This is a genomic window from Citromicrobium bathyomarinum (genome assembly GCF_021021475.1).
GTDB classification, from domain to species: domain Bacteria; phylum Pseudomonadota; class Alphaproteobacteria; order Sphingomonadales; family Sphingomonadaceae; genus Alteriqipengyuania; species Alteriqipengyuania bathyomarina.
Window position 1 is genome coordinate 30,637 of sequence record NZ_JAINWL010000001.1, and the last position, 24,526, is coordinate 55,162.

Annotated in this window: 27 protein-coding genes and 1 pseudogene; 2 read left to right on the plus strand and 26 right to left on the minus strand. The window is 64.1% G+C overall.

Going from position 1 to position 24,526, the window contains the following annotated elements:
- The 25 genes and pseudogenes from K7H93_RS00155 to K7H93_RS00275 form a co-directional block, all read right to left on the minus strand.
- On the minus strand, positions 1-720 hold the full coding sequence (locus tag K7H93_RS00155) for a biotin--[acetyl-CoA-carboxylase] ligase (protein ID WP_230781807.1): 720 nt from the start codon (positions 718-720) through the stop codon (positions 1-3).
- Between the two features lie 25 nt (positions 721-745).
- On the minus strand, positions 746-2,209 hold the full coding sequence (nuoN, locus tag K7H93_RS00160; protein WP_230781808.1) for an NADH-quinone oxidoreductase subunit NuoN: 1,464 nt from the start codon (positions 2,207-2,209) through the stop codon (positions 746-748).
- A complete protein-coding gene (locus tag K7H93_RS00165) occupies positions 2,209-3,807 on the minus strand; it encodes an NADH-quinone oxidoreductase subunit M (RefSeq protein ID WP_230781809.1) in 1,599 nt (532 codons plus the stop codon). The genes nuoN and K7H93_RS00165 overlap by 1 nt, the downstream gene beginning before the upstream one ends.
- Positions 3,807-5,867, minus strand: a complete 2,061-nt coding sequence (gene nuoL / locus K7H93_RS00170; RefSeq protein WP_230781810.1) for an NADH-quinone oxidoreductase subunit L — start codon at positions 5,865-5,867, stop codon at positions 3,807-3,809. Before nuoL ends, K7H93_RS00165 begins: the two co-directional genes overlap by 1 nt.
- 7 nt (positions 5,868-5,874) lie before the next feature.
- Positions 5,875-6,180, minus strand: coding sequence for an NADH-quinone oxidoreductase subunit NuoK (gene nuoK, locus K7H93_RS00175; RefSeq protein ID WP_010237573.1), 306 nt, complete (start codon positions 6,178-6,180; stop codon positions 5,875-5,877).
- Positions 6,177-6,797 (minus strand): NADH-quinone oxidoreductase subunit J, encoded by a 621-nt coding sequence (locus K7H93_RS00180; RefSeq protein WP_230781811.1) that lies wholly within the window; start codon positions 6,795-6,797, stop codon positions 6,177-6,179. Before K7H93_RS00180 ends, nuoK begins: the two co-directional genes overlap by 4 nt.
- Positions 6,798-6,836: 39 nt before the next feature.
- Positions 6,837-7,322 (minus strand): NADH-quinone oxidoreductase subunit NuoI, encoded by a 486-nt coding sequence (gene nuoI, locus K7H93_RS00185; RefSeq protein WP_010237569.1) that lies wholly within the window; start codon positions 7,320-7,322, stop codon positions 6,837-6,839.
- Complete coding sequence (locus tag K7H93_RS00190) at positions 7,319-7,705, minus strand: hypothetical protein (protein WP_010237565.1); 387 nt, start codon at positions 7,703-7,705, stop codon at positions 7,319-7,321. The genes nuoI and K7H93_RS00190 overlap by 4 nt, the downstream gene beginning before the upstream one ends.
- Positions 7,702-8,757 (minus strand): NADH-quinone oxidoreductase subunit NuoH, encoded by a 1,056-nt coding sequence (gene nuoH, locus K7H93_RS00195; RefSeq protein WP_230781813.1) that lies wholly within the window; start codon positions 8,755-8,757, stop codon positions 7,702-7,704. The genes K7H93_RS00190 and nuoH overlap by 4 nt, the downstream gene beginning before the upstream one ends.
- Positions 8,754-10,796, minus strand: coding sequence for an NADH-quinone oxidoreductase subunit NuoG (gene nuoG / locus K7H93_RS00200; protein ID WP_230781814.1), 2,043 nt, complete (start codon positions 10,794-10,796; stop codon positions 8,754-8,756). The genes nuoH and nuoG overlap by 4 nt, the downstream gene beginning before the upstream one ends.
- Before the next feature lie 12 nt (positions 10,797-10,808).
- Positions 10,809-11,333 carry a hypothetical protein gene (locus K7H93_RS00205; protein ID WP_230781817.1) on the minus strand — a complete coding sequence of 175 codons (525 nt, stop codon included), beginning with the start codon at positions 11,331-11,333 and terminating at the stop codon, positions 10,809-10,811.
- Positions 11,334-11,476: 143 nt separating this feature from the next.
- Positions 11,477-12,133 (minus strand): hypothetical protein, encoded by a 657-nt coding sequence (locus K7H93_RS00210; protein WP_226660410.1) that lies wholly within the window; start codon positions 12,131-12,133, stop codon positions 11,477-11,479.
- A gap of 10 nt (positions 12,134-12,143) precedes the next feature.
- Positions 12,144-12,833: a hypothetical protein gene (locus K7H93_RS00215; protein ID WP_230781819.1), complete on the minus strand. Its 690-nt coding sequence runs from the start codon at positions 12,831-12,833 to the stop codon at positions 12,144-12,146.
- On the minus strand, positions 12,830-13,483 hold the full coding sequence (locus tag K7H93_RS00220) for a hypothetical protein (RefSeq protein ID WP_230781821.1): 654 nt from the start codon (positions 13,481-13,483) through the stop codon (positions 12,830-12,832). Before K7H93_RS00220 ends, K7H93_RS00215 begins: the two co-directional genes overlap by 4 nt.
- Positions 13,480-14,775, minus strand: coding sequence for an NADH-quinone oxidoreductase subunit NuoF (gene nuoF / locus K7H93_RS00225; RefSeq protein WP_230781823.1), 1,296 nt, complete (start codon positions 14,773-14,775; stop codon positions 13,480-13,482). Before nuoF ends, K7H93_RS00220 begins: the two co-directional genes overlap by 4 nt.
- Entirely contained in the window at positions 14,772-14,915 is a 144-nt protein-coding gene (locus tag K7H93_RS00230; protein WP_230781825.1) for a hypothetical protein, read from the minus strand. Before K7H93_RS00230 ends, nuoF begins: the two co-directional genes overlap by 4 nt.
- Entirely contained in the window at positions 14,905-15,090 is a 186-nt protein-coding gene (locus K7H93_RS00235; RefSeq protein ID WP_230781826.1) for a hypothetical protein, read from the minus strand. The genes K7H93_RS00230 and K7H93_RS00235 overlap by 11 nt, the downstream gene beginning before the upstream one ends.
- A complete protein-coding gene (gene nuoE / locus K7H93_RS00240; protein WP_230781827.1) occupies positions 15,084-15,752 on the minus strand; it encodes an NADH-quinone oxidoreductase subunit NuoE in 669 nt (222 codons plus the stop codon). Before nuoE ends, K7H93_RS00235 begins: the two co-directional genes overlap by 7 nt.
- A complete protein-coding gene (locus K7H93_RS00245) occupies positions 15,745-16,218 on the minus strand; it encodes a hypothetical protein (protein ID WP_230781828.1) in 474 nt (157 codons plus the stop codon). The genes nuoE and K7H93_RS00245 overlap by 8 nt, the downstream gene beginning before the upstream one ends.
- On the minus strand, positions 16,215-17,432 hold the full coding sequence (locus K7H93_RS00250) for an NADH-quinone oxidoreductase subunit D (RefSeq protein WP_230781829.1): 1,218 nt from the start codon (positions 17,430-17,432) through the stop codon (positions 16,215-16,217). The genes K7H93_RS00245 and K7H93_RS00250 overlap by 4 nt, the downstream gene beginning before the upstream one ends.
- A gap of 10 nt (positions 17,433-17,442) precedes the next feature.
- Positions 17,443-17,988 (minus strand): hypothetical protein, encoded by a 546-nt coding sequence (locus K7H93_RS00255; RefSeq protein WP_230781830.1) that lies wholly within the window; start codon positions 17,986-17,988, stop codon positions 17,443-17,445.
- Between the two features lie 62 nt (positions 17,989-18,050).
- Entirely contained in the window at positions 18,051-18,902 is an 852-nt protein-coding gene (locus K7H93_RS00260) for an NADH-quinone oxidoreductase subunit C (protein ID WP_230781831.1), read from the minus strand.
- A 2-nt stretch (positions 18,903-18,904) separates the two neighbouring features.
- Positions 18,905-19,438 carry a NuoB/complex I 20 kDa subunit family protein gene (locus K7H93_RS00265; RefSeq protein WP_029140453.1) on the minus strand — a complete coding sequence of 178 codons (534 nt, stop codon included), beginning with the start codon at positions 19,436-19,438 and terminating at the stop codon, positions 18,905-18,907.
- A gap of 78 nt (positions 19,439-19,516) precedes the next feature.
- Complete coding sequence (gene ndhC, locus K7H93_RS00270; protein ID WP_010237527.1) at positions 19,517-19,891, minus strand: NADH-quinone oxidoreductase subunit A; 375 nt, start codon at positions 19,889-19,891, stop codon at positions 19,517-19,519.
- Between the two features lie 127 nt (positions 19,892-20,018).
- Positions 20,019-21,458: pseudogene (locus K7H93_RS00275) on the minus strand (coniferyl aldehyde dehydrogenase); the annotation flags it as partial.
- Between the two features lie 86 nt (positions 21,459-21,544).
- On the opposite strand from K7H93_RS00275, the gene K7H93_RS00280 reads away from it, so the two are divergent.
- The gene (locus K7H93_RS00280) at positions 21,545-22,741 is read left to right on the plus strand and encodes a thiolase family protein (RefSeq protein ID WP_230781835.1); all 1,197 of its coding nucleotides are present in this window, start codon (positions 21,545-21,547) and stop codon (positions 22,739-22,741) included.
- 187 nt (positions 22,742-22,928) lie between these two features.
- Here the strand turns inward: K7H93_RS00280 and K7H93_RS00285 are convergent, their stop codons facing one another.
- Positions 22,929-23,411, minus strand: a complete 483-nt coding sequence (locus K7H93_RS00285; RefSeq protein ID WP_054524156.1) for an SH3 domain-containing protein — start codon at positions 23,409-23,411, stop codon at positions 22,929-22,931.
- 93 nt (positions 23,412-23,504) lie between these two features.
- Here K7H93_RS00285 and K7H93_RS00290 point away from each other — a divergent pair, with 93 nt between their 5' ends.
- A complete protein-coding gene (locus K7H93_RS00290; protein WP_230781837.1) occupies positions 23,505-24,521 on the plus strand; it encodes a 2-hydroxyacid dehydrogenase in 1,017 nt (338 codons plus the stop codon).
- Positions 24,522-24,526: the final 5 nt, after the last annotated feature.

A 24,526-nucleotide genomic window follows, 5' to 3' on the forward strand; every position in this document is an offset into this window, starting at 1 on the left:
CTACCTTTCCGCCAAGATCACATCGCCTGCGTGAATGACACGCAAGGCCCCATCCTCCAAGCGCAGTCGCATCGAACCATCCGGTTCAAGCCCGTCGAACAGGCCGTGGACGCGCCCGCCATCGGGTTCATGCACGCTCACCTGCGTACTGCGCGGGGTGCCTGCTGCGATCCAGCTGCGTAACAGCGGTTCGAGGCCGTAAGTCCGCCAGCGCTCCAGTTCAGTCGCGAAGTGCGCGGCGAGGCTGCTGGCGAAGGCATCGCGATCGGGTGCGGGGCCGAACGCGGTCAGGGCGATCGTCTCGCGGTCGGGCAGATCGGGCGCGGCGACCAGATTGACGCCGATCCCGATCACCACCGCATCGCCCTGCGCTTCGAGCAGGATGCCCGAAAGCTTGGCATTTCCGACCAGCACGTCGTTGGGCCACTTGAGGCGCAAGGTGCAGTCGGCGGCGTTGACTACGCCCTGAACCGCTTCGAACAGGGCAACCCCGGCGAGCAACGACAGCGTGTGTGCAGGCGGCTGTCCGGGCAAAAGGCGCACGATTGTGGAGCCCATGAAGTTGCCGTGGCCGTCATGCCAGCCACGGCCCTGCCTGCCCCGCCCCGATACCTGCCGGTCGGCGACCAGCCAGTCCCCTTCGCGCACGGCCTCGCCGGCGCGCAGCGCGCTGAGCAGGTCGGCATTGGTCGAGCCGGTTTCGGGTACGGTCCGTATCAAGACGTCGCGCCGGGCATTCGCGGGCTCAAACGCCCGGGAACAGGCCCGCCGCCGCCGTGTCGGTCATCGCCTGCAGTCCGCGGGTCAGCAGGAAGCCGAGCGGCGAGATCAGCAGGGTGCAGATGATCAGGATCGCCCAGTGTGCTGCGCTGCCACCCTTGGTGGCGCGGCCTACCGGCTCTTCGAAATACATCACCTTGACGAACTTGATGTAATAGAACGCACCGATCACGCTCGCCGCGATGCCGATCACAGCCAGCGGGACCAGGCCGGCCTGGATCGCTGCGTTGAACACCTCGACCTTGGCCCAGAAGCCCAGCAGCGGGGGAATTCCTGCGAGGCTGAACATCAGCGCCAGCAGACACAGCGCGATGCCGGGGCGCGTGCTGGAAAGACCCGCGATATCCTCGAAAGTTTCCAGGTTCTCACCCTCGCCATTACGCAGCATCAGCACCGCGACGAAGCTGCCGAGTGACATCACCACGTACGTCGTCAGATAGAACAGCATCGCGCTCGCCCCTTCGACCGTCGCCGCAGCGAGGCCGATCAGGATGAAGCCGACATTGTTGATCGAGGAATAGGCGAGCAGCCGCTTGAGGTTGTTCTGCCCGATCGCACCGAGCGCACCCACGATGATCGAGGCGAGCGCGGCGAAGATCACGATCTGCCGCCAGGCATCCGCCTGCGAACCGAACGCGTCGAGCGCGACCCGCGCGGTCAGCGCAACCGCCGCCACCTTGGGCGCGGTGGCGAAGAAGGTCGTCACCGGGGTCGGCGCGCCCTGGTAAACGTCCGGGGTCCACATGTGGAACGGCACGGCGGAAATCTTGAACGCCAGACCGGCAAGCACGAAAATCAGCCCGAACAGCGCACCGGTCGAAAGCCCCGCTTCCTGCGCCGCGCGGATGCCGGCGAAGCTGGTCGTGCCGGTGAAGCCGTAGGTAAGGCTCATCCCGTAGAGCAGAATGCCGCTGGCAAGCGCACCGAGGACGAAATACTTGAGCCCCGCCTCCGCCGAACGGCTGTCGTTACGCAGGAAGCTGGCAAGCACATAGGCCGCGAGGCTGTTAAGCTCGAGCCCGATATAGAGCGTCATCAGATCGGTGGCGGAGACCATGATGCTCATGCCCAGCGTGGCGAACAGCACCAGCACAGGATATTCGGGCTTCATCGCGCGCCGCTGGATGAAGAAGCCGGGCGCGATCATCAGGCAGCCGATCGCCGCGAGATAGACCAGCAGCTTCGCGAACGCGGAGAAAGAGTCGGCGCTGATCTGGCCGTAGAAGGCGGTCGCAGCCTCGCCCTCGACACCATTTGCCAGCGTCGGAATGACAAGACAGCCGGCCGCGCCGATTGCCACTGCGGCGAGGATCGAGACCAGACGGCTCGCCTTCTCACCGCCAAACGCGGCAATCATCAGCAGCACCAGGCTGGAACCGGTCAGGAGCAGCTCGGGAATGATCCGGCCAAAGGAAGTTGCGTAATCCATTAGTGTTCGGCCCCTTCAGAGCCGCCTTCTTCCGCAGCGCCGTGTTCACCTTCGGCACCATGGCCGCTGCCATGTTCGCCTGCCATGTAGTTGGCCGCATGTTCGTTGGGCGTGCCTGCCACCAGCATCGCATCACCTGCCGGAGTGGCACGCGCGATCCGGGCTTCGATGGCCGCAATGTCGCTGCGCATCGGAGCAAGGAAGCTCTCGGGATAGACGCCCATCCACAGAACCGCCGCCGCCACCGGTGCCAGCATCAGCCATTCGCGTGCGTTCATATCCGGCATCGCGGCGGCATCGGCATTCTTCTGCTCACCGAAGATCACCCGGCGGTACAGATACAGCATGTACCCCGCGCCAAGGATGATGCCCGTGGTCAGCACGAAGGTCGTCGTGCTGGACATCTGGTAGATACCCGCAAGGCTGATGAACTCGGCGACGAAGCCGCTGGTCCCCGGCAGGCCGATGCTCGCCATGGTGAACAGCAGGAAAAACAGCGCGTAACGCGGCATGTTGGTGGCGAGGCCGCCGTAGCGGGCGATCTCACGCGTGTGCAGCCGGTCGTAGATCACGCCCACGCACAGGAACAGCGCGCCCGAGACGAGGCCGTGCGACAGCATCATGACCATCGCGCCTTCGATGCCCTGCGAATTGAACGCGAACAGGCCCGCGGTCACGATCGCCATGTGCGCGACCGAGGAATAGGCGATCAGCTTCTTCATGTCGTGCTGGACCAGCGCGATCAGGCTGGTGACCACTACCGCGATCATGCTGAGGCCGAAGACCAGCCACACGAACTGCGCGGACGCCTCGGGGAACATCGGCAGGCTGAAGCGGATGAAACCATATCCGCCCAGCTTCAGCAGCACGCCCGCCAGGATGACCGAACCGGCGGTAGGTGCCTGAACGTGCGCAGCGGGCAGCCAGGTGTGGACCGGCCACATCGGCATCTTCACCGCGAAGCTGGCGAAGAAGGCAAGCCAGAGCCACGTCTGCGCTTCCGGCGGGAAGTCGTACTGCAGCAGCACCGGGATCGAGCTGGTGCCCGCTTCCTGGATCATCCACAGCATCGCGATCAGCATCACGACCGAGCCGAGCAGGGTGTAGAGGAAGAACTTGAAGCTGGCGTAGATCCGGTCGTCGCCGCCCCAGATGCCGATGATCAGGTACATCGGGATCAGGCCGGCTTCGAAGAAGATGTAGAACAGCAGGATGTCCTGCGCGGCGAACACGCCGATCATCAGCAGTTCCATGATCAGGAACGCGGCCATATATTCGCCGACGCGCTTGGTCACGCTGGTCCAGCTGGCGAGAATGCAGATCGGCATCAGGAACACGCTGAGCATGATCAGCATCAGGGCGATGCCATCGATGCCGAGCGCATATTCGAACCCTGCAAACAGGTTCGCGCGCTCGGTAAACTGCCATTGCGCGCCGCCGATGTCGAAATTGAGCCAGAGCATGATGCCCAGCACCAGATCGATCAGCGTGGCGATCAGCGCGACCCAGCGAGCGGTCGACGCGTTGACGAACATGCACAGCACCGCACCGACCAGCGGCACCAGCAGCATCAGCGAAAGGATTGGGAAGCCCTCCATTACAGCAGCACCCAGGTAATAGCGGCGACAACGCCGAGCAGCATGATCAGGGCGTAGGTGTTGAGCATGCCGGACTGGAAGCGCTTGGCTCCGACCGATCCCTGCCTGACCACCCAGGCCGCGCCATCAGGCCCGAACCTGTCGATGATTCCGATGTCGAGCACCTTCCAGAATACGCGGCCCAGCCAGAAGGCAGGCTTCACGAACAGGAAGTTGTACAGCTCGTCGAAGTACCACTTGTTGAGGAAGAAGCGGTAGATCGGGCCCAGCTGCTCGGCTGCAGCGGCCGGGAGCTTCGGATTGCGGATGTAGGACAGCCAGGCGATCGCGAGACCCAGAAGCATCGCGATGGTCGCGGTCAGCTTCACCCACAGCGGCACGCCGTGCATCGTGTGGACGAGGTTCTCGTTGAAGAACACGGAGCCCTGCCAGAAGCCTTCGGCATCCACGAAAGGTTCGTAGAACACGAAGCCTGCGAACACTGCGCCAAGGCTGAGCACGACCAGCGGGATCAGCATGACCCACGGTGCCTCGTGCGGATGATAGCCGGCGGTGCCGTCCTTCTCCTCGATCGAGGGAACGTGGTGCGCCACGGCCTCGCCCGAATCTTCCTGCGCGGCAGGATTGTGATCCTCCGGCTCGTCATGCCCGTGATGGACCGCGTGCTGGATATGCTCGCTATCGGCCCAGCGCGGCTTGCCCCAGAAGGTCAGGAACATCAGGCGCCAGGAATAGAAGCTGGTCAGCATCGCCGCGATCGCACCCGCCCAGAAGGCGAAGTTGGCTGCGCCCGTGCCGCGCGCATAGGCCGCTTCGAGGATCGCGTCCTTCGAATAGAAGCCTGCAAAGCCGAACACGTCGATGATGCCGACGCCGGTGATCGCCAGCGTACCCGCCATCATCGCCCAGAAGGTGATCGGGATGCGCTTACGCAGCGCGCCGTAGTAACGCATGTCCTGCTCGTGGTGCATCGCGTGGATCACCGCGCCCGCGCCAAGGAACAGCAGTGCCTTGAAGAAGGCGTGCGTGAACAGGTGGAACATCGCCACGCCGTAGGCGCCCACGCCAGCGGCGAAGAACATGTAGCCCAGCTGCGAACAGGTCGAGTAGGCGATCACCCGCTTGATGTCCCACTGCGTGGTGCCGATGGTCGCCGCGAACAGGCAAGTCGCGCCGCCGATCACGGTCACCACGGTCAGCGCCACAGGTGCGGTCTCGAACATCGGCGACAGGCGGCAGACCATGAACACGCCTGCGGTCACCATGGTGGCGGCGTGGATCAACGCGGAGACGGGGGTCGGGCCTTCCATCGCGTCGGGCAGCCAGGTGTGCAGGCCCAGCTGCGCCGACTTGCCCATCGCGCCGACGAACAGCAGCAGACACAGGATGTCCATCGTCATCAGGCGCATGCCCATGAAGGTGATCGAGCTGCCGCTCATCGCCGGAGCCTGTTCGAGGATCGCGGGGATCGAGACCGTGCCGAACACCAGGAAGGTGCCGAAAATGCCGAGCATGAAGCCGAGGTCGCCCACGCGGTTGACCACGAAGGCCTTGATCGCGGCGGCGTTGGCGCTGGGCTTCTTATACCAGAAGCCGATCAGCAGGTAGGATGCGAGGCCGACGCCTTCCCAACCGAAGAACATCTGCACCAGATTGTCCGCCGTCACGAGCATCAGCATCGCGAAGGTGAACAGGCTCAGGTACGCGAAGAAGCGCTGCTGGCTGGGGTCTTCGTCCATGTACCCCCAGGAGTACAGGTGGACGAGCGCGGAGACACTGGTGATCACCACCAGCATGACCGCGGTCAGCGTGTCGACGCGCAGCGCCCAGTCGAACGAGAGATCGCCCGACTGCACCCACTGGAGCACCGGCACGACCTGCGCCTGGGCATTGCCGCCGAGGAAGTCGAGGAAGATCGGCCAGCTGAGCGCGCAGGACGCGAACAGCCCGACGGTCGTGAGCACCTTGGCCGGCGTCTTGCCGATCGTGCCGCCGAAAAGCCCGGCGACAATGGCAGTCGCCAGCGGCAGGAAGACGATGAGGAGGATCGAAGACTGCACGGGTGGTTCAGCCCTTCATCCGGTTCACATCGTCGACCGCGATCGTTCCACGGTCACGGAAGAAGATGACGAGGATCGCGAGCCCGATGGCCGCTTCGCCCGCCGCCACGGTCAGCACGAACATCGCGAAGATCTGCCCGGTCAGGTCGCCGAGGAAGGCGCTGAACGCGACGAGGTTGATGTTCACCGCCAGCAGGATCAGCTCGATCGCCATCAGGATGACGATCACGTTCTTGCGGTTGAGGAAGATGCCAAGCACGCCGAGCACGAACAGGATCGCGCTGACGATGATGTAATGCTGGATGCCGATCATATCTCGACCCCCTCGCCGACGGTCGGCTGCTTCATCTGGGTTGCTTCCTTCGGGTTGCGACGAACCTGCTTGGTGATGTTCTGGTGGCCGCGCGTGGTCTTGAGGTCGCGGTGGGTCAGCACGATCGCGCCGATCATCGCCACCAGCAGGATCAGGCCTGCCGCCTCGAACACGAAGATGTACTTCGAATAGAGCAGCGCGCCGATATTCTCGATGTTGCTGTTGGCCAGATTGGGCGCGTTCGCGCCGCTCGCCGTGCCCAGCTCCAGCGGCCCTGCCCCCAGCGCGCCGATGCCCAGCACCAGCTCCGCCAGCAGCACCAGCGCAATCGCGATCCCCAGCGGGAAGTTCTTGATGAAGCCGGCGCGCAGCTCCGCCATGTCGACGTCGAGCATCATCACCACGAACAGGAAGAGCACCGCGACCGCACCGACGTAAACGACGACCAGCAGCATCGCGATGAACTCCGCGCCCAGCAGCACCATCAGGCCCGCCGCGTTGAAGAACGCCAGGATCAGCCACAGCACCGAATGCACCGGATTGCGGCTCATGATGGTGAGCACGCCACTGGCGATCACCATCGTTGCGAAAAGGTAGAAGGCTATGGCCTGGATCATGGCTTTGAAAAAGTGCCCCGCGAGTGGTCTGTGGCGCGCCTAGCGGTAGGGCGCGTCGGCTTCAAGGTTGGCTGCGATGGCGCGTTCCCATTTGTCACCATTGGCGAGCAGCTTGGCCTTGTCGTAAAGCAATTCTTCGCGGGTTTCCGTCGAATATTCGAAGTTCGGACCCTCGACGATCGCGTCCACCGGGCACGCTTCCTGGCAGAAACCGCAATAGATGCACTTGGTCATGTCGATGTCGTAGCGCGTGGTGCGGCGCGAACCGTCCGCGCGCGGCTCCGACTCGATGGTGATCGCCTGCGCCGGGCACACCGCCTCGCACAGCTTGCACGCGATGCAGCGCTCTTCCCCGTTGGGATAGCGGCGCAGCGCATGCTCGCCCCGGAACCGCGGGCTGATCGGGTTCTTCTCGTACGGGTAGTTGATCGTGACCTTGGGCTTGAAGAGATACTTCAGGGTCAGCGCGTGGGCCTTCACGAACTCGTAGAGGGTAAAGGCCTTGATGGTTTGTGCGATGCTCATGCGTCAGTTTCCTCGCGAGCAATTGTGCCGATCGTGCAGGAGCCGGGAACGGCCATCACCTCACCCGAAGGCAGCGTGCCGGTAACCGCCGCTCTAGCGGTGGCTGCCGCCATATCGACTTCGGAAATCTCGAATTCGATCGTCGCTTCGTCGCTCTTCATCTCGATGTAGAGCGAGTTGGGCATATCGTCGAAAACCTGGGAGATACGTGCGGACGACGGCACGATCTCGCCATCGCCGGTCACGCTGTACAGCGTCAGCACATTTCCCATGACGTTCGCGGTTTGCTCCTCGTCAGGCGCGAATATGGTGAAAGTCGCCGTATCCGCGCTGCACTGGAAAGTGGTGCCCGCCAGGGCGGCCAGGGCCAAAATCATGCTCATGCTGCGCTTCCGAAATGCCCGGTGGCCATCAGGTAGCCGCTGATGACGAAAACGAAGATCAGGCTCATCGGCAGGAAGATCTTCCAGCCAAGCCGCATCAGCTGGTCGTAGCGGTAGCGCGGTACGGTCGCCATCACCCAGCTAAACATGAAGAAGAAGAACAGCGTCTTCAGCAGGAACCAGATGATGCCGGGCACCCAGTACAGCGGCGCCCAGTCGACAGGCGGCAGCCAACCGCCGAAGAACAGCAGCGTGTTGAGCGCACACATCAGCAGGATGTTGGCATATTCACCCAGCCAGTAGAGCGCGAAAGCCATGCTGGAATATTCGGTCTGATACCCGGCAACCAGCTCGCTTTCCGCCTCGGTCAGGTCGAACGGAACGCGCTGCGTTTCCGCGAGCGAACTGATGAAGAACACCACCCACATCGGGAACAGCAACAGGTTGAAATAGAACCCGTTTACGATGCCGAAACCGTGTCCACGCTGCGCCTCGACGATCTCGGTCAGGTTCCACGAACCCGCCCACAGGACGACGCACACGAGGATGAAGCCGATCGAGACTTCGTACGAAATCATCTGCGCGGCGGCGCGCATGGCGGAGAAGAACGGGTACTTCGAGTTACTCGCCCACCCGGCCATCACCACGCCGTACACCGACAGCGAACTGATCGCGAGGATGTACAGCAGGCCGACATTGATGTCCGCCAATACCACCCCATCGGCGAACGGCACCACCGCCCAAGCGGCAAGCGCCACCGTGAAGGTGACGATCGGCGCGATGATGAAGATGCCCTTGTTCGCCGCGCTCGGAATGATGGTTTCCTGCAGGAACACCTTCAGACCATCGGCAAAGCTCTGCAGCAGGCCGAACGGGCCGACCACGTTCGGGCCTTTGCGCAGGTTGATCGCTGCCCAGACCTTGCGGTCGATCAGGATGACGTAGGCGACCGCCAGCATCAGCGGCAGCGCAATCAGCAGGATGCCCGCGATGGTCGCGACGAACCACGCCCATTCGTAGTTCATGCCGAGGGATTGGAAGAATTCGGTCATTCCGCAGCCTCCAGAATCTCGTCACCGTGGACCAGTTCGGCCGAGCAGCGCTGCATCGTCTCGCTCGCGCGGGCGATGGGATTGGTGAGGTAGAAGTCGGCGATCGGGTACGCGATCGCGCCCTTGGCCTTGGGCGTTTTCTTGCCCGTGGGCAGCTTGCCCAGCGGCGCGATGCCTTCCTCGCCCAGCGCGGGCACGGCTTCGATCATTGCCGACTGCAGCTGTGCGAAGCTGTCGAAGCCCACGCTCACGCCGAAGGCATCGGCAAGGGCGCGCAGGATCGTCCAGTCCTCACGCGCATCGCCGGGGGCGAACACCGCCTTCTCGGCAAATTGCACGCGGCCTTCGGTGTTCACGTAGGTCCCGTCCTTCTCGGCATAGCTGGCCGCGGGCAGGATGATATCCGCCGCGTGGGCGCCGGCATCGCCGTGGTGGCCGATATAGACCTTTAGGCTCTTCTCGAACGCGCCGTAGTCGAGCGCGTCCGCGCCGAGCGAGAGCAGCACGGCAGGCGCGGCGTCGACCACATCCTTGATCCCGCCCTTCTGCGCGTAGCCCAGCATCACCGCGCCCATCCGGGCTGCGGCGGTGTGGATGACGTTGAATCCGTTCCAGGCCGTTCCGTCCACGTCGCGCACAATGTTCCACTCGTCCGCCAGCGCCAGCGCCGGGTGCAGCGCGCCCGCCGCCAGACCGCCGGGGCCGACGATGATCGCAGGCCGCGCAGCGTCCTTGAACGCATCGGCCACGTGGCCGGGCAGATCGTGCAGCAGGGCTGCGTCTTCTCCCAGGAATTCGCAGGCAAAGGTCGTGTCCCACTCGGGCCCGATCAGGAAGATCTTCGCGCCGCGCTTGGCCGCCTTGCGCAGGCGGACATTGATCAGCGGCGCTTCGTGGCGGACCTGGCTGCCGACGATCAGGATCGCATCGGCGCTCTCGATACCCGCCAGCGTCGAGTTGAACGCGATTCCGGCGAGGCTGGAGCAGTCATAGTCGAGACCGGTCTGGCGGCCTTCGAGCTTGTCAGAGCCGAGCTCTGCCAGCAGGCGCTTGGCCGCAAACATCGTCTCGCAATCGACCAGATCGCCCGCGACCGCCGCGATGGAGCCTTCCCCGCCCTGCTTCGCAGCCTTCACGATCGCGTCGAACGCGTCTTCCCAGCTCGCGCGTTGCAGCTTGCCCGCGTTCGCCCCGCCGACCGCGCGCATCCACACCTGGTCGAGCCTGCGCCGCGTCAGGCCGTCGACCTGATAGCGCGCCTTGTCCGAAATCCACTCTTCGTTGACGTCGTCGTTGATCCGCGGGAGCGCGCGCATGACCTCGCGGCCACGGCTGTCGAGGCGGATATTCGCGCCGACCGCGTCGGACACATCGATGCTCAGCGTCTTCTTCAGCTCCCACGGACGCGCTTCGTACGCGTAGGGGCGGCTGGTGAGCGCGCCGACCGGGCACAGGTCGATCACGTTGGCGCTCATCTCGTGGGCGGCTGCCTGTTCGAGATAGGTCGTGATCTGCATGTCTTCGCCGCGATAGAGCGCGCCGATCTCGTCCACGCCCGCGATCTCTTCGGAGAAGCGCACGCAGCGGGTGCAGTGGATGCAGCGGGTCATGATCGTCTTGATCAGCGGGCCCATGTACTTCTCGGTCACCGCACGCTTGTTCTCGTGATAGCGCGATCCACCGCGACCATAGGCGACCGACTGGTCCTGCAGGTCGCATTCGCCGCCCTGGTCGCAGATCGGGCAATCGAGCGGGTGGTTGATGAGGAGGAACTCCATCACCCCTTCCCGCGCCGCGCGCACCATCGGCGTATCCGTGCGGATCTCCTGGCCTTCGGTGGCGGGCAGCGCACAGCTTGCCTGCGGCTTGGGCGGCCCGGGCTTCACTTCGACCAGGCACATGCGGCAATTGCCCGCGATGCTCAGCCGCTCGTGATAGCAGAAGCGCGGGATTTCCTTGCCCGCAAGCTCGCACGCCTGCAACACGGTGGCACCTTCCGGTGCGTCGATTTCCTGTCCGTCTACGGTGACTTTAGGCATTCTGTCTCAGTCCTAGTCCGATTGGCCCGGCAAGCGCGCCGCGCCCGGATTGCGGGTTGCGTGGTACAGCGCTTCGGCAAGTGCCATGCGAATGTTCATCGGCTTGAGCGCGATCTGCGACCCTTGCGGCATGCAGGGGCCGAAGGTCGGTGCCAGCTCGCGCATGCGGGCCAGTTCGCTCTTGTCGCCAAGCCTGGTCTCTTCGATCAGCCCGCGCGCCGCCGCGAAGTCTTGCGCGACATAGCAGCGTGCGAAGTCATGTATAGAGGCGATGCTCTCCGGTTCCTCGATCGCAGGCACGGTCCCCTCCGGCCAGTCGCGCATCGCGTCTTTGAACAGCCCTTCGGCAACCACGCCGCGCACCCATGCACGCACCAGCGTCGCGCTGACGAAGTTCTGCATGCAGCGGTTGGTCGTGTCGCCGAACAGCGCGTCGAACGCGTCGGCCTCTTGCGGCGAATCGATCGGCGCATCGACGAAGGCGATCGACCGATCCCGCTTGTTGCTCGCCAGGCACGGGCCGAGCTGGCGGAGCATATAGAAATACTCCTCGTCGTTAGCCGACGTGGGCGCGCTCGAAAAACCCGAGGTACTCGGGCTCAACTGCGCAAGTGCAGGCGCGCTGCCGCACAGGCTCGCAGCAAGCAGAGCAACGGCAGATAGGGCGGCGCTGCGCAGGGTCATTCGGCACCCTGCCCGGTCAGCCGAGCCGCAAGCCGGTAATACATTGTGGCAAGGCCGAACCGCAGCCGGGCCCGGTCGATCTGTACCTCCTGCCCCGCAGGCACGCAGCCGCTGATGACAGGAGCAAGCGCACGAATCGCGGCCTTCTCCTTGTCGCTACCCATCCGGGTGGCAAACAGCGTTCGCGCGCCCGCAGCATCGGCCCGCGCAATGCACTCGCCGATCCGATACATCAGCGTGTGGCCCTGCGCGGCAGGGCCGCCACCCGCGTAAGTCGCGTTAAGCGCTTCGAGATCCGCGACATTGTCCAGCGCATCGGAAGCGAGCGTCTTTTCGATAAGCCGCTGGGCGAGCGCACCGCGAAAGAGAAAATCCTCCATCTTCAGCTTGCCGTGGTTGAAGCCCATGCAGCGCGAATCGAACAGCCGCTTTACTCCGTCCACCCGCGCCGCATCGGCACCATCGGTGAGGACGAAGGCCCGCGTAATTTCTGGCTCGGCGTCGGCCACGCAGGTGCTGTAATCCACCAGCACATTATGCGCCTGTCTGGTCTCTTTCGCGCTCGGCTGCGCAGCCGCAGGCACGGCGATGCCAAGGGCAAGCGCACAGGCTGCCCCCGCCATCGATAGCGAAAAATGTCTGATAGCGAACATCCCTGCCCCCTTACCCGGCCTGCGCCATGCGATGATAAAGCGGCTCGCTCAGCGCCCGGCGCAGCATTGCAGGCGTGAGCTGGATTTCTTCACCACTCGCGATGCACGGGCCGAGGAACGGGACCAGGCCCTGAATCGCAGTCTGCTCGCCCGCGGTTCCGGGCGTCGCGGAGATGAACGCGACGCTCTGCGAGGGCGCTGCCGATACGACGCAATCGCCGAATTCCATCAGCACCATGTAGCGCGCGTCGGCCTGAACTTCGCTCTCGCCCTCGGGTATCAGGGCGAGAAACCACGGCTCCCCGCCACCGATCGCCGCCGTATCGACGGGCGACTTGAGCCGGTTGGCAACCATCTGTTCGACCAGCATCAGGCGGAACGCCAGAGCGCTCGCCGTCATGATGTCACTACCAACCGCAAGATTACGGTCGTAATCCATGCAATTGCTCAGATCGCCGAGACCGCGCCTGAACTGGCGGCTTTCCTCGTCACTGCCCGGCAACGCGTCGAGCAGCGCAAGGGCATAGGCGGGCTTGCGGTCAGCAGCGCACTGCGCAACCACCCGCAGGACCGCCTCCGGGTCGGATTTCTTCGCATTGCCGCCCAGCCGCGTACCCGTCCGCTGCGCTTCGAGCGGCGCAGTAGCGAACACCGCGATGGCGGCGGCGAGCGTTAACAGGGCGACGATGCGAGCGATCACAGGCCCGTTTCCGATTGCTGGACGGAGAGCCGATGGAGTGGCTCGGCGATTGCCCCACGCAACATCGACCTGCTGAGTTCGAGCGTTCTGCCTGCCGGAATGCACACTGGCAGCATCGGCATCAGTGATTCGATTGCATCGGTTTCGCCTGTGCTGGCGATTTCCGAGATGACCAGATCATGCGAGGCGGACGCATCAGCTCTGACCAGGCAGTCGCCCACCGCCATCATCAGCAAATAACTCGCAGCATCGCCGTCCACATTCTGCGTCTCTGGGGTCGCAACAGGATATTCGAGTGGGGCAAGCTGCGAAAAGTCTTCGATCTCGAGAGCATCGCCGAACTTGTTTCGATACAAACTCTCGAACGCAGCGCCGCGAAGAACCAGGGGCTGCATGCGCAATTCCACATCGCCGGAAGTGTCGCCAAGACAGCTCGAGGTTGCGAGCTTTGCCAAGGTCGCCGTGAGGGAAGGATCACCCACAGGGATATCGATCGCCTTGCGCAACTTATAGCCCGACCGGTTCAGCAAACAGTCGACATAGGCCGACATTGCCTTGCGCGCGTCAGCTTCGGGCTCTTTATCTCGCGCATGGGCCGGTGCTGCCAGCCCCGCAACCAGAGCCAGAAGAAGAAGCGCGCGAGCGATCACTCCGCCGCCTCCGCCATCGCCTCGCCACGCTCGGCGATGCGCCGCTCCAGCTCGGGGCGGAAGTGACGGATCAGGCCCTGGATCGGCCACGCGGCGGCATCGCCCAGCGCGCAGATCGTGTGGCCTTCCGCCTGCTTGGTGACGGTGTGGAGCATGTCGATCTCATCGATGTCCGCGTCACCCGTCTCGAGCCGCTTCATCACGCGCCACATCCAGCCGGTGCCTTCGCGGCACGGCGTGCACTGGCCGCAGCTCTCGTGCTTGTAGAAGTAGGAAATGCGGCTGATCGCGCGGACGATGTCGGTCGACTTGTCCATCACGATCACGGCGGCGGTGCCGAGGCCGGAGCCCAGTTCCTTCAGCCCGTCGAAATCCATCGGCGCGTCCATGATCTGTTCGGCCGGGACGAGCGGGACGGACGAGCCGCCCGGGATCACCGCGAGCAGATTGTCCCACCCGCCGCGAACGCCTCCGCAATGCCGCTCGATCAGTTCGCGGAAGGGAATGCTCATCTCTTCCTCGACCACGCAGGGCTTTTCGACATGCCCGCTGATCTGGAACAGCTTGGTGCCGTCGTTCTTCTCGCGCCCGAAGCTGGCGAACCACGAGGGGCCGCGCCGCAGGATCGTGGGCACGACCGCGATGGACTCCACATTGTTCACCGTCGTCGGGCAGCCATAGAGGCCCGCACCCGCCGGGAACGGCGGCTTGAGGCGCGGCTGGCCCTTCTTGCCTTCGAGGCTTTCGATCAGCGCGGTTTCTTCGCCGCAGATATATGCGCCCGCACCGCGATGCAGGAACACATCGTAATCATAGCCCGAACCGCACGCGTTCTTGCCGATCAGCCCGGCGTCGTACGCCTCGTCGATCGCCTTTTGCAGCGTCTCCGCCTCGCGGATATATTCGCCACGAATGTAGATGTAGGCGGCCCGCGCGCGCATCGCGAAGCCCGCGACCAGCGCGCCTTCGATCAGCTTGTGCGGATCGTGCCGCATGATCTCGCGGTCCTTGCACGAACCGGGTTCGGATTCGTCGGCATTGATGACCAGGAAGCTGGGCCGGCCGTCCTTGCTTTCCTTGGGCATGAAGGACCACTTCATGCCCGTGGGGAAGCCCGCACCGCCGCGACCGCGAAGGCCCGAGGCCTTCATGTCGTCGATGATCGAATCCTGCCCCTTGGCGAGCAGCGCTTTGGTATCGTCCCAGTCGCCACGCGCCTGCGCGGCCTTCAGGCCCCAGTCCTGAAACCCGTAGAGGTTGGTGAAAATGCGGTCCTTATCGGCCAGGCTCATGCCATAACTCCAAACACAACATAGGCTGCCACGGCGAGGATCGCGAGCAGCGCGAGCGTCTTGAAAATGCCGCTCAGCACCTTCCACGCGATAGCAATGGCAATCAGCGCCACGATGATGGTGACGATGTTAGTTTCCATCGATCGCCTCCTCGGCCCCATTGCTTCGGCTGAAAATCCCCAGTCCGCCAAACACGACGCCCAAGATCAGCCACATGACCCAATCGTCGCCCCGCAGGAACTCGACCAGCGCGAGCACCAGGAACAGCACCCCGACGGCGGGGAAGCCTTTACGGGCAGTCGCACCCACTACCATTCGCCCCGGTAATCGTGGTTTTCGGTGACCATGTCCTTGAGCGTGGTCGGCCCACCACTGGGTTCGGACGTGTGGCGACCGGGCTCCTGCGTACCCGTCTTGGGCTGTTCGCCCTTGGCCAGCGCATCGAGCACGGCGTCGAGCCGCTCGGGCGTCAGGTCTTCGTAATTGTCGTCGTTGATCTGGACCATCGGCGCGGTCGCGCAATTGCCCATGCATTCGACTTCGGTGAGCGTCCACAGCCCGTCGTCCGAGACGTGGCCCTTCTTCATCCCCCTCGCCTTGCACGCGGCGATAATGTCGTCGCTGCCGCGCAGCATGCACGGCGTCGTGCCGCACACCTGGACGTGGTACTTACCCACGGGCTTGAGGTTGTACATGAAGTAGAAGGTCGCGACCTCGAGCACGCGGATGACCGGCATGTCGAGATAGCTCGCGACATACTCGATCACCGGCAGCGGCAGCCAGCCTTGCGTATCGGTTTCCTCGCCGACCTGCCTCTGGGCAAGATCGAGCAGCGGCATCACTGCCGACTTGCTGCGGCCTTCCGGGTAGCGCGCGATCGCCTTCTTCGCCTTCGCCTCGTACTCGGGCGAGAACGCAAAATTGCCCCACCGCTCGCGCAGTTCGGGAGTATCGGGTGCGGGTTGACGGTCAGCCATTGGTCACCTCCATCAACGAGCCCTCAATCAATTCATGGCTCGCACCGGTCATGTGTACGAGCAATCCATTTCGGTAGGTGAACGTCACAAGATATCCATAAGATCGGTCAGCCGGAATGAACTCAATCTCCGTTTGTCGCTCGGCACAATAAGCAGTGGCTGGTGATGGCGCTCGGTAAGGTTGGTAGCGCCAAACGTAGCTGTCGGCCTCCAACCACGACACGAAGGTAATTAAGCCTTCCGGCCCGTCATAGCTCGTACCAATGTGAGCTTGCCTGACGCTCTTTACGTCGGGTGAGACCGCCACCGAGACGGATTCCAGATCACCGCGTTTTGCGGCAGCGATTATGGCAACGCTGCGCTCAGCAAAAAACCGATCGACTTCTTCAGTCGGGACAAAATCAGATGATTGCACCGGACATGGATTGGTCATGCCCGCTGCAAGCAAGAGACCAACGCCAATCACCGGTCGCACTCCCCGAACACGACGTCGATTGCGCCGAGGATGGCGGTGGCGTCGGGCAGCATGTGGCCCTTGGTCATCATGTCCATCGCCTGCAGATGCGAGAACGCCGTCGGGCGGATCTTGCAGCGGTACGGCTTGTTGGTGCCGTCGCTGACCAGGTACACGCCGAACTCGCCCTTGGGGCTTTCGGTCGCGACGTAGACCTCGCCCGCGGGCACGTGGAAGCCCTCGGTGTAGAGCTTGAAGTGATGGATCAGCGCTTCCATCGACTGCTTCATCTCGCCGCGCTTGGGCGGCACGACCTTGCGGTCGTCCGATGCGATCGGGCCGGTCGGCATTTCCGCCAGGCACTGCTTGATGATCTTCATGCTCTGGTAGACTTCCTGCACGCGAACCATGAAGCGGTCGTAGCAGTCCGAATTGGTGCCCACCGGCACTTCGAAGTCCATCCGGTCATAGACGTCGTAGGGCTGCGACTTACGCAGATCCCAAGGCACGCCCGCCGCGCGCAGCATCGGGCCGGAGAAGCCCCACTTGATCGCGTCTTCGCGGCTGACCACAGCGATATCGACATTGCGCTGCTTGAAGATGCGGTTGTCCATCACGAGGCTCATCGCGTCGCCGAACAGTTCGGGCACGCGGTTGTCGAGCCATTCGCCGATATCCACCAGCAGCTTCTCGGGCACGTCCTGGTGCACGCCGCCGGGGCGGAACCAGGCGGAGTGCATGCGCGCGCCGCTCGCCCGCTCGAAGAAGTTCATGCAGTCTTCGCGCAGCTCGAAAATCCACAGGTTCGGCGTCATCGCGCCGACATCCATCACGTGCGCGCCGATGTTGAGGAAGTGGTTCGACATGCGCGTCAGCTCGGCGAACAGCACCCGCAGATACTGCGCACGGATCGGCACTTCGAGATTCAGCAGCTTCTCGATCGCGAGGACGTAGCTGTGCTCCATGCACAGCGGCGAACAGTAATCGAGCCGGTCGAAATAGGGCAGCGCCTGCAGGTAGGTCTTGTGCTCGATCAGCTTTTCGGTGCCGCGGTGCAGGAGGCCGACATGCGGATCGACCCGCTCCACGATTTCGCCGTCGAGCTCCATCACCATGCGCAGCACGCCGTGCGCCGCAGGGTGCTGAGGCCCGAAATTGATCGTGTAGTTGGTGATCTGCTCGTCGCCGGTGGTCGGCGATTCTTCGATCGTCAGCCCGTGTGCCATTATTCCATTCCTATCCGCAGGCCCATTGCCCGCCAGCGAACTTGCGCTGTTTGCCATCGGCCGCGACGTAGAGGTCCGCAGTCCGCATCGCATCATTCCCCGCTGCGGGCACGACCTTCACGGTCACGCCATCGGCGGTCATGGTCGGTCCGGCGTAGATCGCGCCCAGCCCGCCATTTTCGGCAGTGAGGTTGATCAGCTCGCCGCCGATCCGGACCACACCCTTGCCCTTCACCGCCTCGTCATCGGGCGCGCCGGCGAGCAGCAGTTCCTGCGCATTGAGCGAGAAGGTGCAGCCGCCGTCGCGCGGACCGAGATCGACGCGTGCGATATTGCCGAGCTTTTCGAGACCCATCGGGTCCGCACCTTCGGGCACGGCGGAGCCGCGCGCCATGGTGCTTTCGGGCGGTGCGACGGTGCCGGTGGGCGCAGGAGTCGCTTCGCTCTGCCCCGCCCCGACGCGCGCGGCGAAGTCGTCACCGCTCTCGGCGTCGCCATCGCCCTGCGAACAGGCCGCCAGCAGAACGGCGGCAGAAACCATCAGCACTCGCTTCATAGTCGCTTTCTCCATCGCTCCATCGACGCGGGCGGCACTCGGAGAGATCCGCCCCGCTTCGCTCAATCCTTGTCCTTCGGCTCGGTCGCCGCGGAGGTATCCTTGGCATCGCCCTTGCGCTCGGCCCGGCCCGGTCGATCCTCGGTCGGTTCGGGCGCAGGCGTGCGATCCTCGACGGTTTTCGCTTCCGCCGGAGCATCGGCGCTGACCTTGTCTTCGGCCTTCGCGTCGGTCTTCGCACCGGCGCCGGTGTCTTTCGGGCTGTCGGTGGTCTTGGCCTCGTCGACCGGCGGGGTATGCGCTTTCTCGTCGCCGGGAAGCACGTAATCCGCGCCTTCCCACGGGCTCATGAAGTCGAACTGGCGAAGATCCTGCGCCAGCTCGACCGGTTCGTAGACCACGCGCTGTTCTTCCTCGGAATAGCGCAGCTCGACATAGCCGGTCAGCGGGAAGTCCTTGCGGAAAGGATGCCCTTCGAAACCATAGTCGGTCAGGATGCGGCGCAGGTCCATGTTGCCTGCGAAAACCACGCCATACAGGTCGAACACTTCGCGTTCGAGCCAGCCGGCATTGGGCCACAGCGTCGTCGCGGTGGGCACCGGCGTCGTTTCGCTGGCGGTCACCTTGACCATGATGCGGCTGTTCTTCGTGAGCGAGAGCAGCATGTAGACCACTTCGAACCGCTCCGCGCGGCTCGGGTAGTCCACCCCGGCGATCTCCATCAGCTGCTGGTAGCCGTGATCGTCGCGCAGCAGGCGCAGCGCGTCCTCCAGCCGGTCGCGCTGCACGCTCAGCAGCAGCTCGCCATGCTCTTCCTTCGCTTCGACGAGCATCTCGCCAAGCGCGCCGGACAGCGTGTCCTTCAGCCCGTCGATCAGGGTGAAGCGGGGTGCGGAATGCAGAACCGTCGCCATTCTTAGCGCTCCACCGTCCCGCTGCGGCGAATCTTACGCTGCAGCTGCATCACGCCATAGAGCAGCGCTTCGGCGGTCGGAGGGCACCCGGGCACGTAGATATCCACGGGCACGATCCGGTCGCAGCCGCGCACCACGGAATAGCTGTAGTGATAATAGCCGCCGCCATTGGCACAACTGCCCATGGAGATGACGTATTTGGGGTTCGACATCTGGTCGTAAACCTTGCGCAGCGCCGGTGCCATCTTGTTGCACAGCGTGCCCGCCACGATCATCACGTCGCTCTGCCGCGGCGAAGCGCGCGGGGCCACGCCGAAGCGTTCCATGTCGTAACGCGGCATGTTCACATGGATCATCTCGACCGCGCAGCACGCAAGGCCGAAGGTCATCCACCAAAGGCTGCCGGTGCGCGCCCACTGGAACAGTTCCTCGGTCGAGGTGACGAGGAAGCCCTTGTCGTTCACTTCGGTCTGAAGCGCGTTGAAATAGTCCGAATCCGGCTGGCGCACCTCGCCGGGCTGCGCCGCGGGCTGCATCTGCGGGTTGTGGCCCGCCGGGGTGATGGTCTGGTTCTCGCTCATCTCAATTCCAATCGCGCGCGCCGCCGGGCAGGATCACTCCCACTCCAGCGCGCCCACTTTCCATGCATAGATCAGGCCGATGGCCAGTTCGCCGATGAAGATCATCATCGTGGTCCAGCCCGACCAGCCGGTGAAGTCGAGGCTGACCGCCCAGGGGAACAGGAACGCGGCCTCAAGATCGAAGATGATGAACAAAATCGCGACGAGGTAGAAGCGCACATCGAACTGGCTGCGCGGCTCCTCGAAGGCGGGGAAGCCGCATTCGTACTCGCTCAGCTTCTCGGCGGTTGGGTTGTGCGTGCCGGTCAGGCGCGAGACGCCCATCGGCAGGAACACGAAGACGCAGGAAATGGCCAAGGCCACCCCGAGAAACAGGAGGATAGGCAGATATTGTCCGAGATCGATCACGCGCAGTTTCCATCAGTCCGCTTGTCGGTGCCGCCTCTAGGCCGCACGCCGCGCGGGCGCAAGGGAGCCCGCGACGCAACTCACGTTGGTTTTTCCGCAACAGACAGGCAGCACGCCTGCCCGCCGCCTATTTCATCTCGCGCGCGATCGCCTTCTTCGCCGCATCGCCATAGGGCGGCTTGAGCCCCGCAAGCTTGGCGATGTCGATCTTGGGCTGCTGATAGGTGCTGCGCGCGTGGCTGAATTCGCGGAAGCCTTCCGGCCCGTGATAGCTGCCGATGCCCGAGGGGCCGACCCCGCCGAACGGCATATCCTCGACCGAAATGTGGAAAATCACGTCGTTGACCGTGACCCCACCCGAAATCGTGCGGTCGAGCACGTGCTCCTGCTCCTTCGCATTGCTGCCGAAGTAGTAGAGCCCCAGCGGACGGTCGTGATCGTTGATGTAATCGACCGCCTCGTCGATCGCCTTGTAGGTCTTCACCGGCAGCACGGGGCCGAAGATTTCCTCCTGCATCGCCTTCATGTCGTCGGTGACATTGCGCAGGATCGTCAGCGGCATCTTGCGGGTGTTGGCGCTGGAGAAGCTCTCGTTCGCGGGGTTCACCTCGATCGCCTCGGCCCCCTTGGCCTTGGCATCCTCGACGATGCCCTTGAGTCGCTCGAAATGCTTGTCCGAGATGATCGCGGTGTAATCCTCGTTGTCGAGCAGCGTGGGATACATCTGGTGCACGCCCAGCTGGACCGCCGCGACCACGCCTTCCTCCTGATCCTCGGGCACCAGCAGGTAATCGGGTGCGAGGCAGATTTGCCCCGCATTGAGCATCTTGCCCAGTGCGATCCGCTCGCCCGCGCGGGTCAGGTCGGCACCCTTGCCGATGATCGTCGGGCTCTTGCCCCCCAGCTCCAGCGTGACGGGGACGAGGTTCTTCGCTGCCGCTTCCATCACCTTGCGGCCCGTCGCGGTCGATCCGGTGAACACCAGATGGTCGAAGGGGAGCGAGGAGAACGCCTGCGCCACGTCGGGCCCGCCGGTGATCACACTCACCTCGTCCTCGTCGAAAGCATCGGCGACCAGTTCGCGCATCCGGTCGCTGGTCGCGGGCGTGAATTCGCTCGGCTTGATCATCGCGCGATTGCCCGCGGCGAGCACCTGCATCAGCGGCCCGAAGCTCAGGTTCACGGGAAAGTTCCACGGGCTCATGATCCCGATCACGCCCTTGGGTTCGTAGCGGACCTCCGCCTTCGCACCCATCAGGCCGAGAGGAAAGCGGACCGAGCGCTTATCGGGCGCTGCCCAGTGGTCCATGTTTTTGAGACAGTATTTCCCGAAGCCGATCGTGCTGACGATATCGGTCATCATCGAGCCTTCGAAGCTGCGGCTGCCGAAGTCCGCATTCATCGCCTCGGCCAGCGATTCGCCGTGCTGCGAGAGAATCGACATCGCCCGCTTGATCCGGTCGCGCCGGATGGAGAGCGGCTCTGGCCGCGCCGCGGTGAAGGCCCGGCGCTGGGATTCCAGAATGCGCTCAAGGGTCTGGGGTGCGGTCTCGCTCATGTCTCGGCTCTCCGATTGTGTTTCTTGGCAGTGCTATTACATCGAACGCGAATTGAGCCAAAGCGTTGCGACAACAGAAAGGCACGTACTTACCAATGCCCCAGTTTTCCGAAGCAGATCCGATCGTCATCCTCTCCTACGCGCGCACCCCGATGGGCAGCATGCAGGGCGCACTGGCCGATGCCACTGCGACCGACCTCGGCGCGACGGCGGTGAAGGCGGCGGTGGACCGCTCGGGCGTGCCGGTGGACAAGTTCGACCGGACCTACATGGGCTGCGTCCTGCCCGCCGGGCTCGGCCAGGCCCCTGCCCGTCAGGCGTCGATCAAGGCAGGCCTGCCCAAGTCGGTGCAGGCAACGACCGTGAACAAGGTGTGCGGTTCCGGCATGCAAACCGTTATCATGGGCTCCGAAGCGCTCGCCAGCGGCACGGTGAACTACGTGGTTGCGGGCGGCATGGAGAGCATGACCAACGCGCCCTATCTGCTGAAAAAGCACCGCAGCGGTGCACGGCTCGGCCATGACACCGCCTATGACCACATGTTCCTCGACGGGCTGGAAGATGCCTACGAGGAAGGCCGCGCGATGGGCACCTTCGCGCAGGAAACCGCCAACGAATACCAGCTGACCCGCGAGGAAATGGACGACTACTCCATCGAATCGCTGCGCCGCGCCAATGCCGCCATCGAAAGCGGTGCCTTCGATGGCGAAGTCGTCCCCGTGACGATCGTGACTCGCAAGGGGGAAACCACGGTCGAGCATGACGAGGCACCCAGCAAGGGCAAGCCCGACAAGATCCCGCAGCTGCGCCCCGCCTTCGCCAAGGACGGCACGATCACCGCTGCGACCTCGTCGAGCATCTCCGACGGTGCGGCCGCCGTGGTCCTCAGCCGCGAAAGCGTCGCCAAGGAAAACGGCCAGACGCCGGTGGCCAAGATCGTCGGGCTCGCCGCGCACGCTCAGGAGCCAAGCAAGTTCACCGTCGCGCCCATCGGCGCGATCGAGAAGCTGCTCGAACAGACCGGCTGGAGCGCGGAAGACGTCGACCTGTGGGAAGTCAACGAAGCCTTCGCCTGCGTCGCGATGTTCGCGATGCGCGACATCGGCATCCCGCACGACAAGATCAACGTGAACGGCGGCGGCACCGCGCTGGGTCACCCCATCGGCGCGAGCGGCACGCGGATCATCGTGACGCTGCTCAATGCGCTCAAGCAGCAGGGCAAGAAGCGCGGCATCGCCTCGCTGTGCATCGGCGGCGGCGAAGCCACGGCCGTTGCGGTCGAGATGGTCTGAGGGGGCTTACCCCTCATCCAGCTTTCGCTAGTTCGCGTCGCTCACAAGCTCCAGCATCCTTCTCCCCATGGGAGAAGGATAAAGGCGCGTCCTTCTCCCTGTGGGAGAAGGATAGCGTAGGTTGCGAGCACCGCTCGCTACTGCAGCTTGGATGAGGGGATTTGTTGGATGAGGGGACCGGCGCGCCCTAAGGCTCGCCCGCGCCCCACAGGCGATTCGCTTCGACGAAGCCGGAGCGTTCTCCGACCGAGAATTCGCACCAGTTTTCCTCGCAGTCGCCCAACCGGCCCACCACCCCGGGCTCCAGCTTCCACTTGATCGCGGAACCGGCGGCATCCGAATCATGCATCTCGGCCAGGCCCTTGCCGACGACGATCGCACCGCGCGTACGGCTGAGCAGCCGCGCCGCGATCCAGCCCTGATCGCCGTCCGGGTCCTCGACCAGTCGCCAACCTTCGCGCACGCGCACCACCTTCACCGGCAGACCCTTGCGCTTGTAGACCCACTCGATCCGGTATTCCGCGCTCGGCCCGACGCGCATGTTCGCCTCGGTCACGTCGATCGTCGCCCAGTAAGGCGTGTCGCGGTTCGCCCCGCCGGCAGGCGTCGCGGTCAGCGTGGCGATGGTCAGGGCAAGCCCCGTGGCGAGCAGGAAAGGGCGTCTCGGCATGGGGGAACGAGATACCGCAAGCGCCGTGATCCTGGCAAGCTGGATGGTGCCACCGCTTGACCGGGTTTGCGCCACACGCCAAGCACGGCGGCGATGGCCAGCAAACCCGCAGATCCCGCCCGCCGCATTCAAGGCACTCCCCGCGTCATCGTGACCCGCGCACTGGTCCCTTCGGTGCAGGAGCGCATGGCGCAGCTGTTCGACTGCCGCTTCAACGAAAGCGATACGCCGCTTTCGCGCGAAGAGCTGATCGAGGCGATGCGCGATTGCGACGTGCTGGTGCCCACGGTGACCGACCGGATCGATGCCGAGATGCTCGAGGCGGGCGGCGAGCGGATGCGGCTGATCGCCAGCTTCGGCGCAGGAACGGATCATCTCGATCTGGCTGCTGCAGCCAAGCGCAAGATCACCGTCACCAACACGCCGAGCGTGTTTACCGAGGATACCGCCGACCTGGCGATGGCGCTGATCATCGGCGTGCCCCGCCGGATGCGCGAAGGGATTGCGCTGGTGCGGCGCGGTGAATGGAGCGGCTGGGCGCCGACCGCGATGCTGGGCCGCAAGCTGGCGGGCAAGGTGCTGGGCATCGTCGGGATGGGCCGGATCGGCCAGGCCGTCGCCTATCGCGCCAAGGCCTTCGGGCTCGACATCGTCTATCACAACCGCAAGCGGCAGCCCGAAGCGGTCGAGCGGATGTTTGGCGCGACCTATGTCGAAACGCTGGGCGAACTGCTGGAGGCGGCCGACATCCTCACCCTGCACTGCCCTTCCAACCCGCAGAGCCACCACATGATCGACCGGCAGGCGATAGGGCGGATGAAGGATGGTGCCTGCCTGATCAACACCGCGCGCGGCGATCTGGTCGACCAGGAAGCGCTGATCGAGGCGCTGGAAGCCGGGCGCCTCGCGGGCGCCGGGCTTGACGTGTACCCGGACGAACCCCGGGTCGACGAGCGGCTGATCCGCCACCCCAACGTGATGACCCTGCCCCATATCGGCTCCGCCACGCTCGAAGGGCGTGAGGATTCGGGTCACAAGGTGATTGCCAATATCCACATTTGGGCCGACGGGCACCGTCCGCCCGACCAGGTGCTCGACGCGCTGATCTGACCGCG

What these genes read in the sequence shown, in the direction of transcription:
- nuoN (WP_230781808.1), bottom strand. Translation starts at nt 2,209, where the DNA reads ATGGATTACGCAACTTCCTTTGGCCGGATCATTCCCGAGCTGCTCCTG.
- K7H93_RS00165 (WP_230781809.1), bottom strand. Translation starts at nt 3,807, where the DNA reads ATGGAGGGCTTCCCAATCCTTTCGCTGATGCTGCTGGTGCCGCTGGTC.
- nuoK (WP_010237573.1), bottom strand. Translation starts at nt 6,180, where the DNA reads ATGATCGGCATCCAGCATTACATCATCGTCAGCGCGATCCTGTTCGTG.
- K7H93_RS00180 (WP_230781811.1), bottom strand. Translation starts at nt 6,797, where the DNA reads ATGATCCAGGCCATAGCCTTCTACCTTTTCGCAACGATGGTGATCGCC.
- nuoI (WP_010237569.1), bottom strand. Translation starts at nt 7,322, where the DNA reads ATGAGCATCGCACAAACCATCAAGGCCTTTACCCTCTACGAGTTCGTG.
- K7H93_RS00190 (WP_010237565.1), bottom strand. Translation starts at nt 7,705, where the DNA reads ATGAGCATGATTTTGGCCCTGGCCGCCCTGGCGGGCACCACTTTCCAG.
- nuoH (WP_230781813.1), bottom strand. Translation starts at nt 8,757, where the DNA reads ATGACCGAATTCTTCCAATCCCTCGGCATGAACTACGAATGGGCGTGG.
- nuoG (WP_230781814.1), bottom strand. Translation starts at nt 10,796, where the DNA reads ATGCCTAAAGTCACCGTAGACGGACAGGAAATCGACGCACCGGAAGGT.
- K7H93_RS00205 (WP_230781817.1), bottom strand. Translation starts at nt 11,333, where the DNA reads ATGCTCCGCCAGCTCGGCCCGTGCCTGGCGAGCAACAAGCGGGATCGG.
- K7H93_RS00210 (WP_226660410.1), bottom strand. Translation starts at nt 12,133, where the DNA reads ATGTTCGCTATCAGACATTTTTCGCTATCGATGGCGGGGGCAGCCTGT.
- nuoF (WP_230781823.1), bottom strand. Translation starts at nt 14,775, where the DNA reads ATGAGCCTGGCCGATAAGGACCGCATTTTCACCAACCTCTACGGGTTT.
- K7H93_RS00230 (WP_230781825.1), bottom strand. Translation starts at nt 14,915, where the DNA reads ATGGAAACTAACATCGTCACCATCATCGTGGCGCTGATTGCCATTGCT.
- K7H93_RS00235 (WP_230781826.1), bottom strand. Translation starts at nt 15,090, where the DNA reads ATGGTAGTGGGTGCGACTGCCCGTAAAGGCTTCCCCGCCGTCGGGGTG.
- nuoE (WP_230781827.1), bottom strand. Translation starts at nt 15,752, where the DNA reads ATGGCTGACCGTCAACCCGCACCCGATACTCCCGAACTGCGCGAGCGG.
- K7H93_RS00250 (WP_230781829.1), bottom strand. Translation starts at nt 17,432, where the DNA reads ATGGCACACGGGCTGACGATCGAAGAATCGCCGACCACCGGCGACGAG.
- K7H93_RS00255 (WP_230781830.1), bottom strand. Translation starts at nt 17,988, where the DNA reads ATGAAGCGAGTGCTGATGGTTTCTGCCGCCGTTCTGCTGGCGGCCTGT.
- K7H93_RS00260 (WP_230781831.1), bottom strand. Translation starts at nt 18,902, where the DNA reads ATGGCGACGGTTCTGCATTCCGCACCCCGCTTCACCCTGATCGACGGG.
- K7H93_RS00265 (WP_029140453.1), bottom strand. Translation starts at nt 19,438, where the DNA reads ATGCAGCCCGCGGCGCAGCCCGGCGAGGTGCGCCAGCCGGATTCGGAC.
- K7H93_RS00280 (WP_230781835.1), top strand. Translation starts at nt 21,545, where the DNA reads ATGCCCCAGTTTTCCGAAGCAGATCCGATCGTCATCCTCTCCTACGCG.
- K7H93_RS00285 (WP_054524156.1), bottom strand. Translation starts at nt 23,411, where the DNA reads ATGCCGAGACGCCCTTTCCTGCTCGCCACGGGGCTTGCCCTGACCATC.
- K7H93_RS00290 (WP_230781837.1), top strand. Translation starts at nt 23,505, where the DNA reads ATGGCCAGCAAACCCGCAGATCCCGCCCGCCGCATTCAAGGCACTCCC.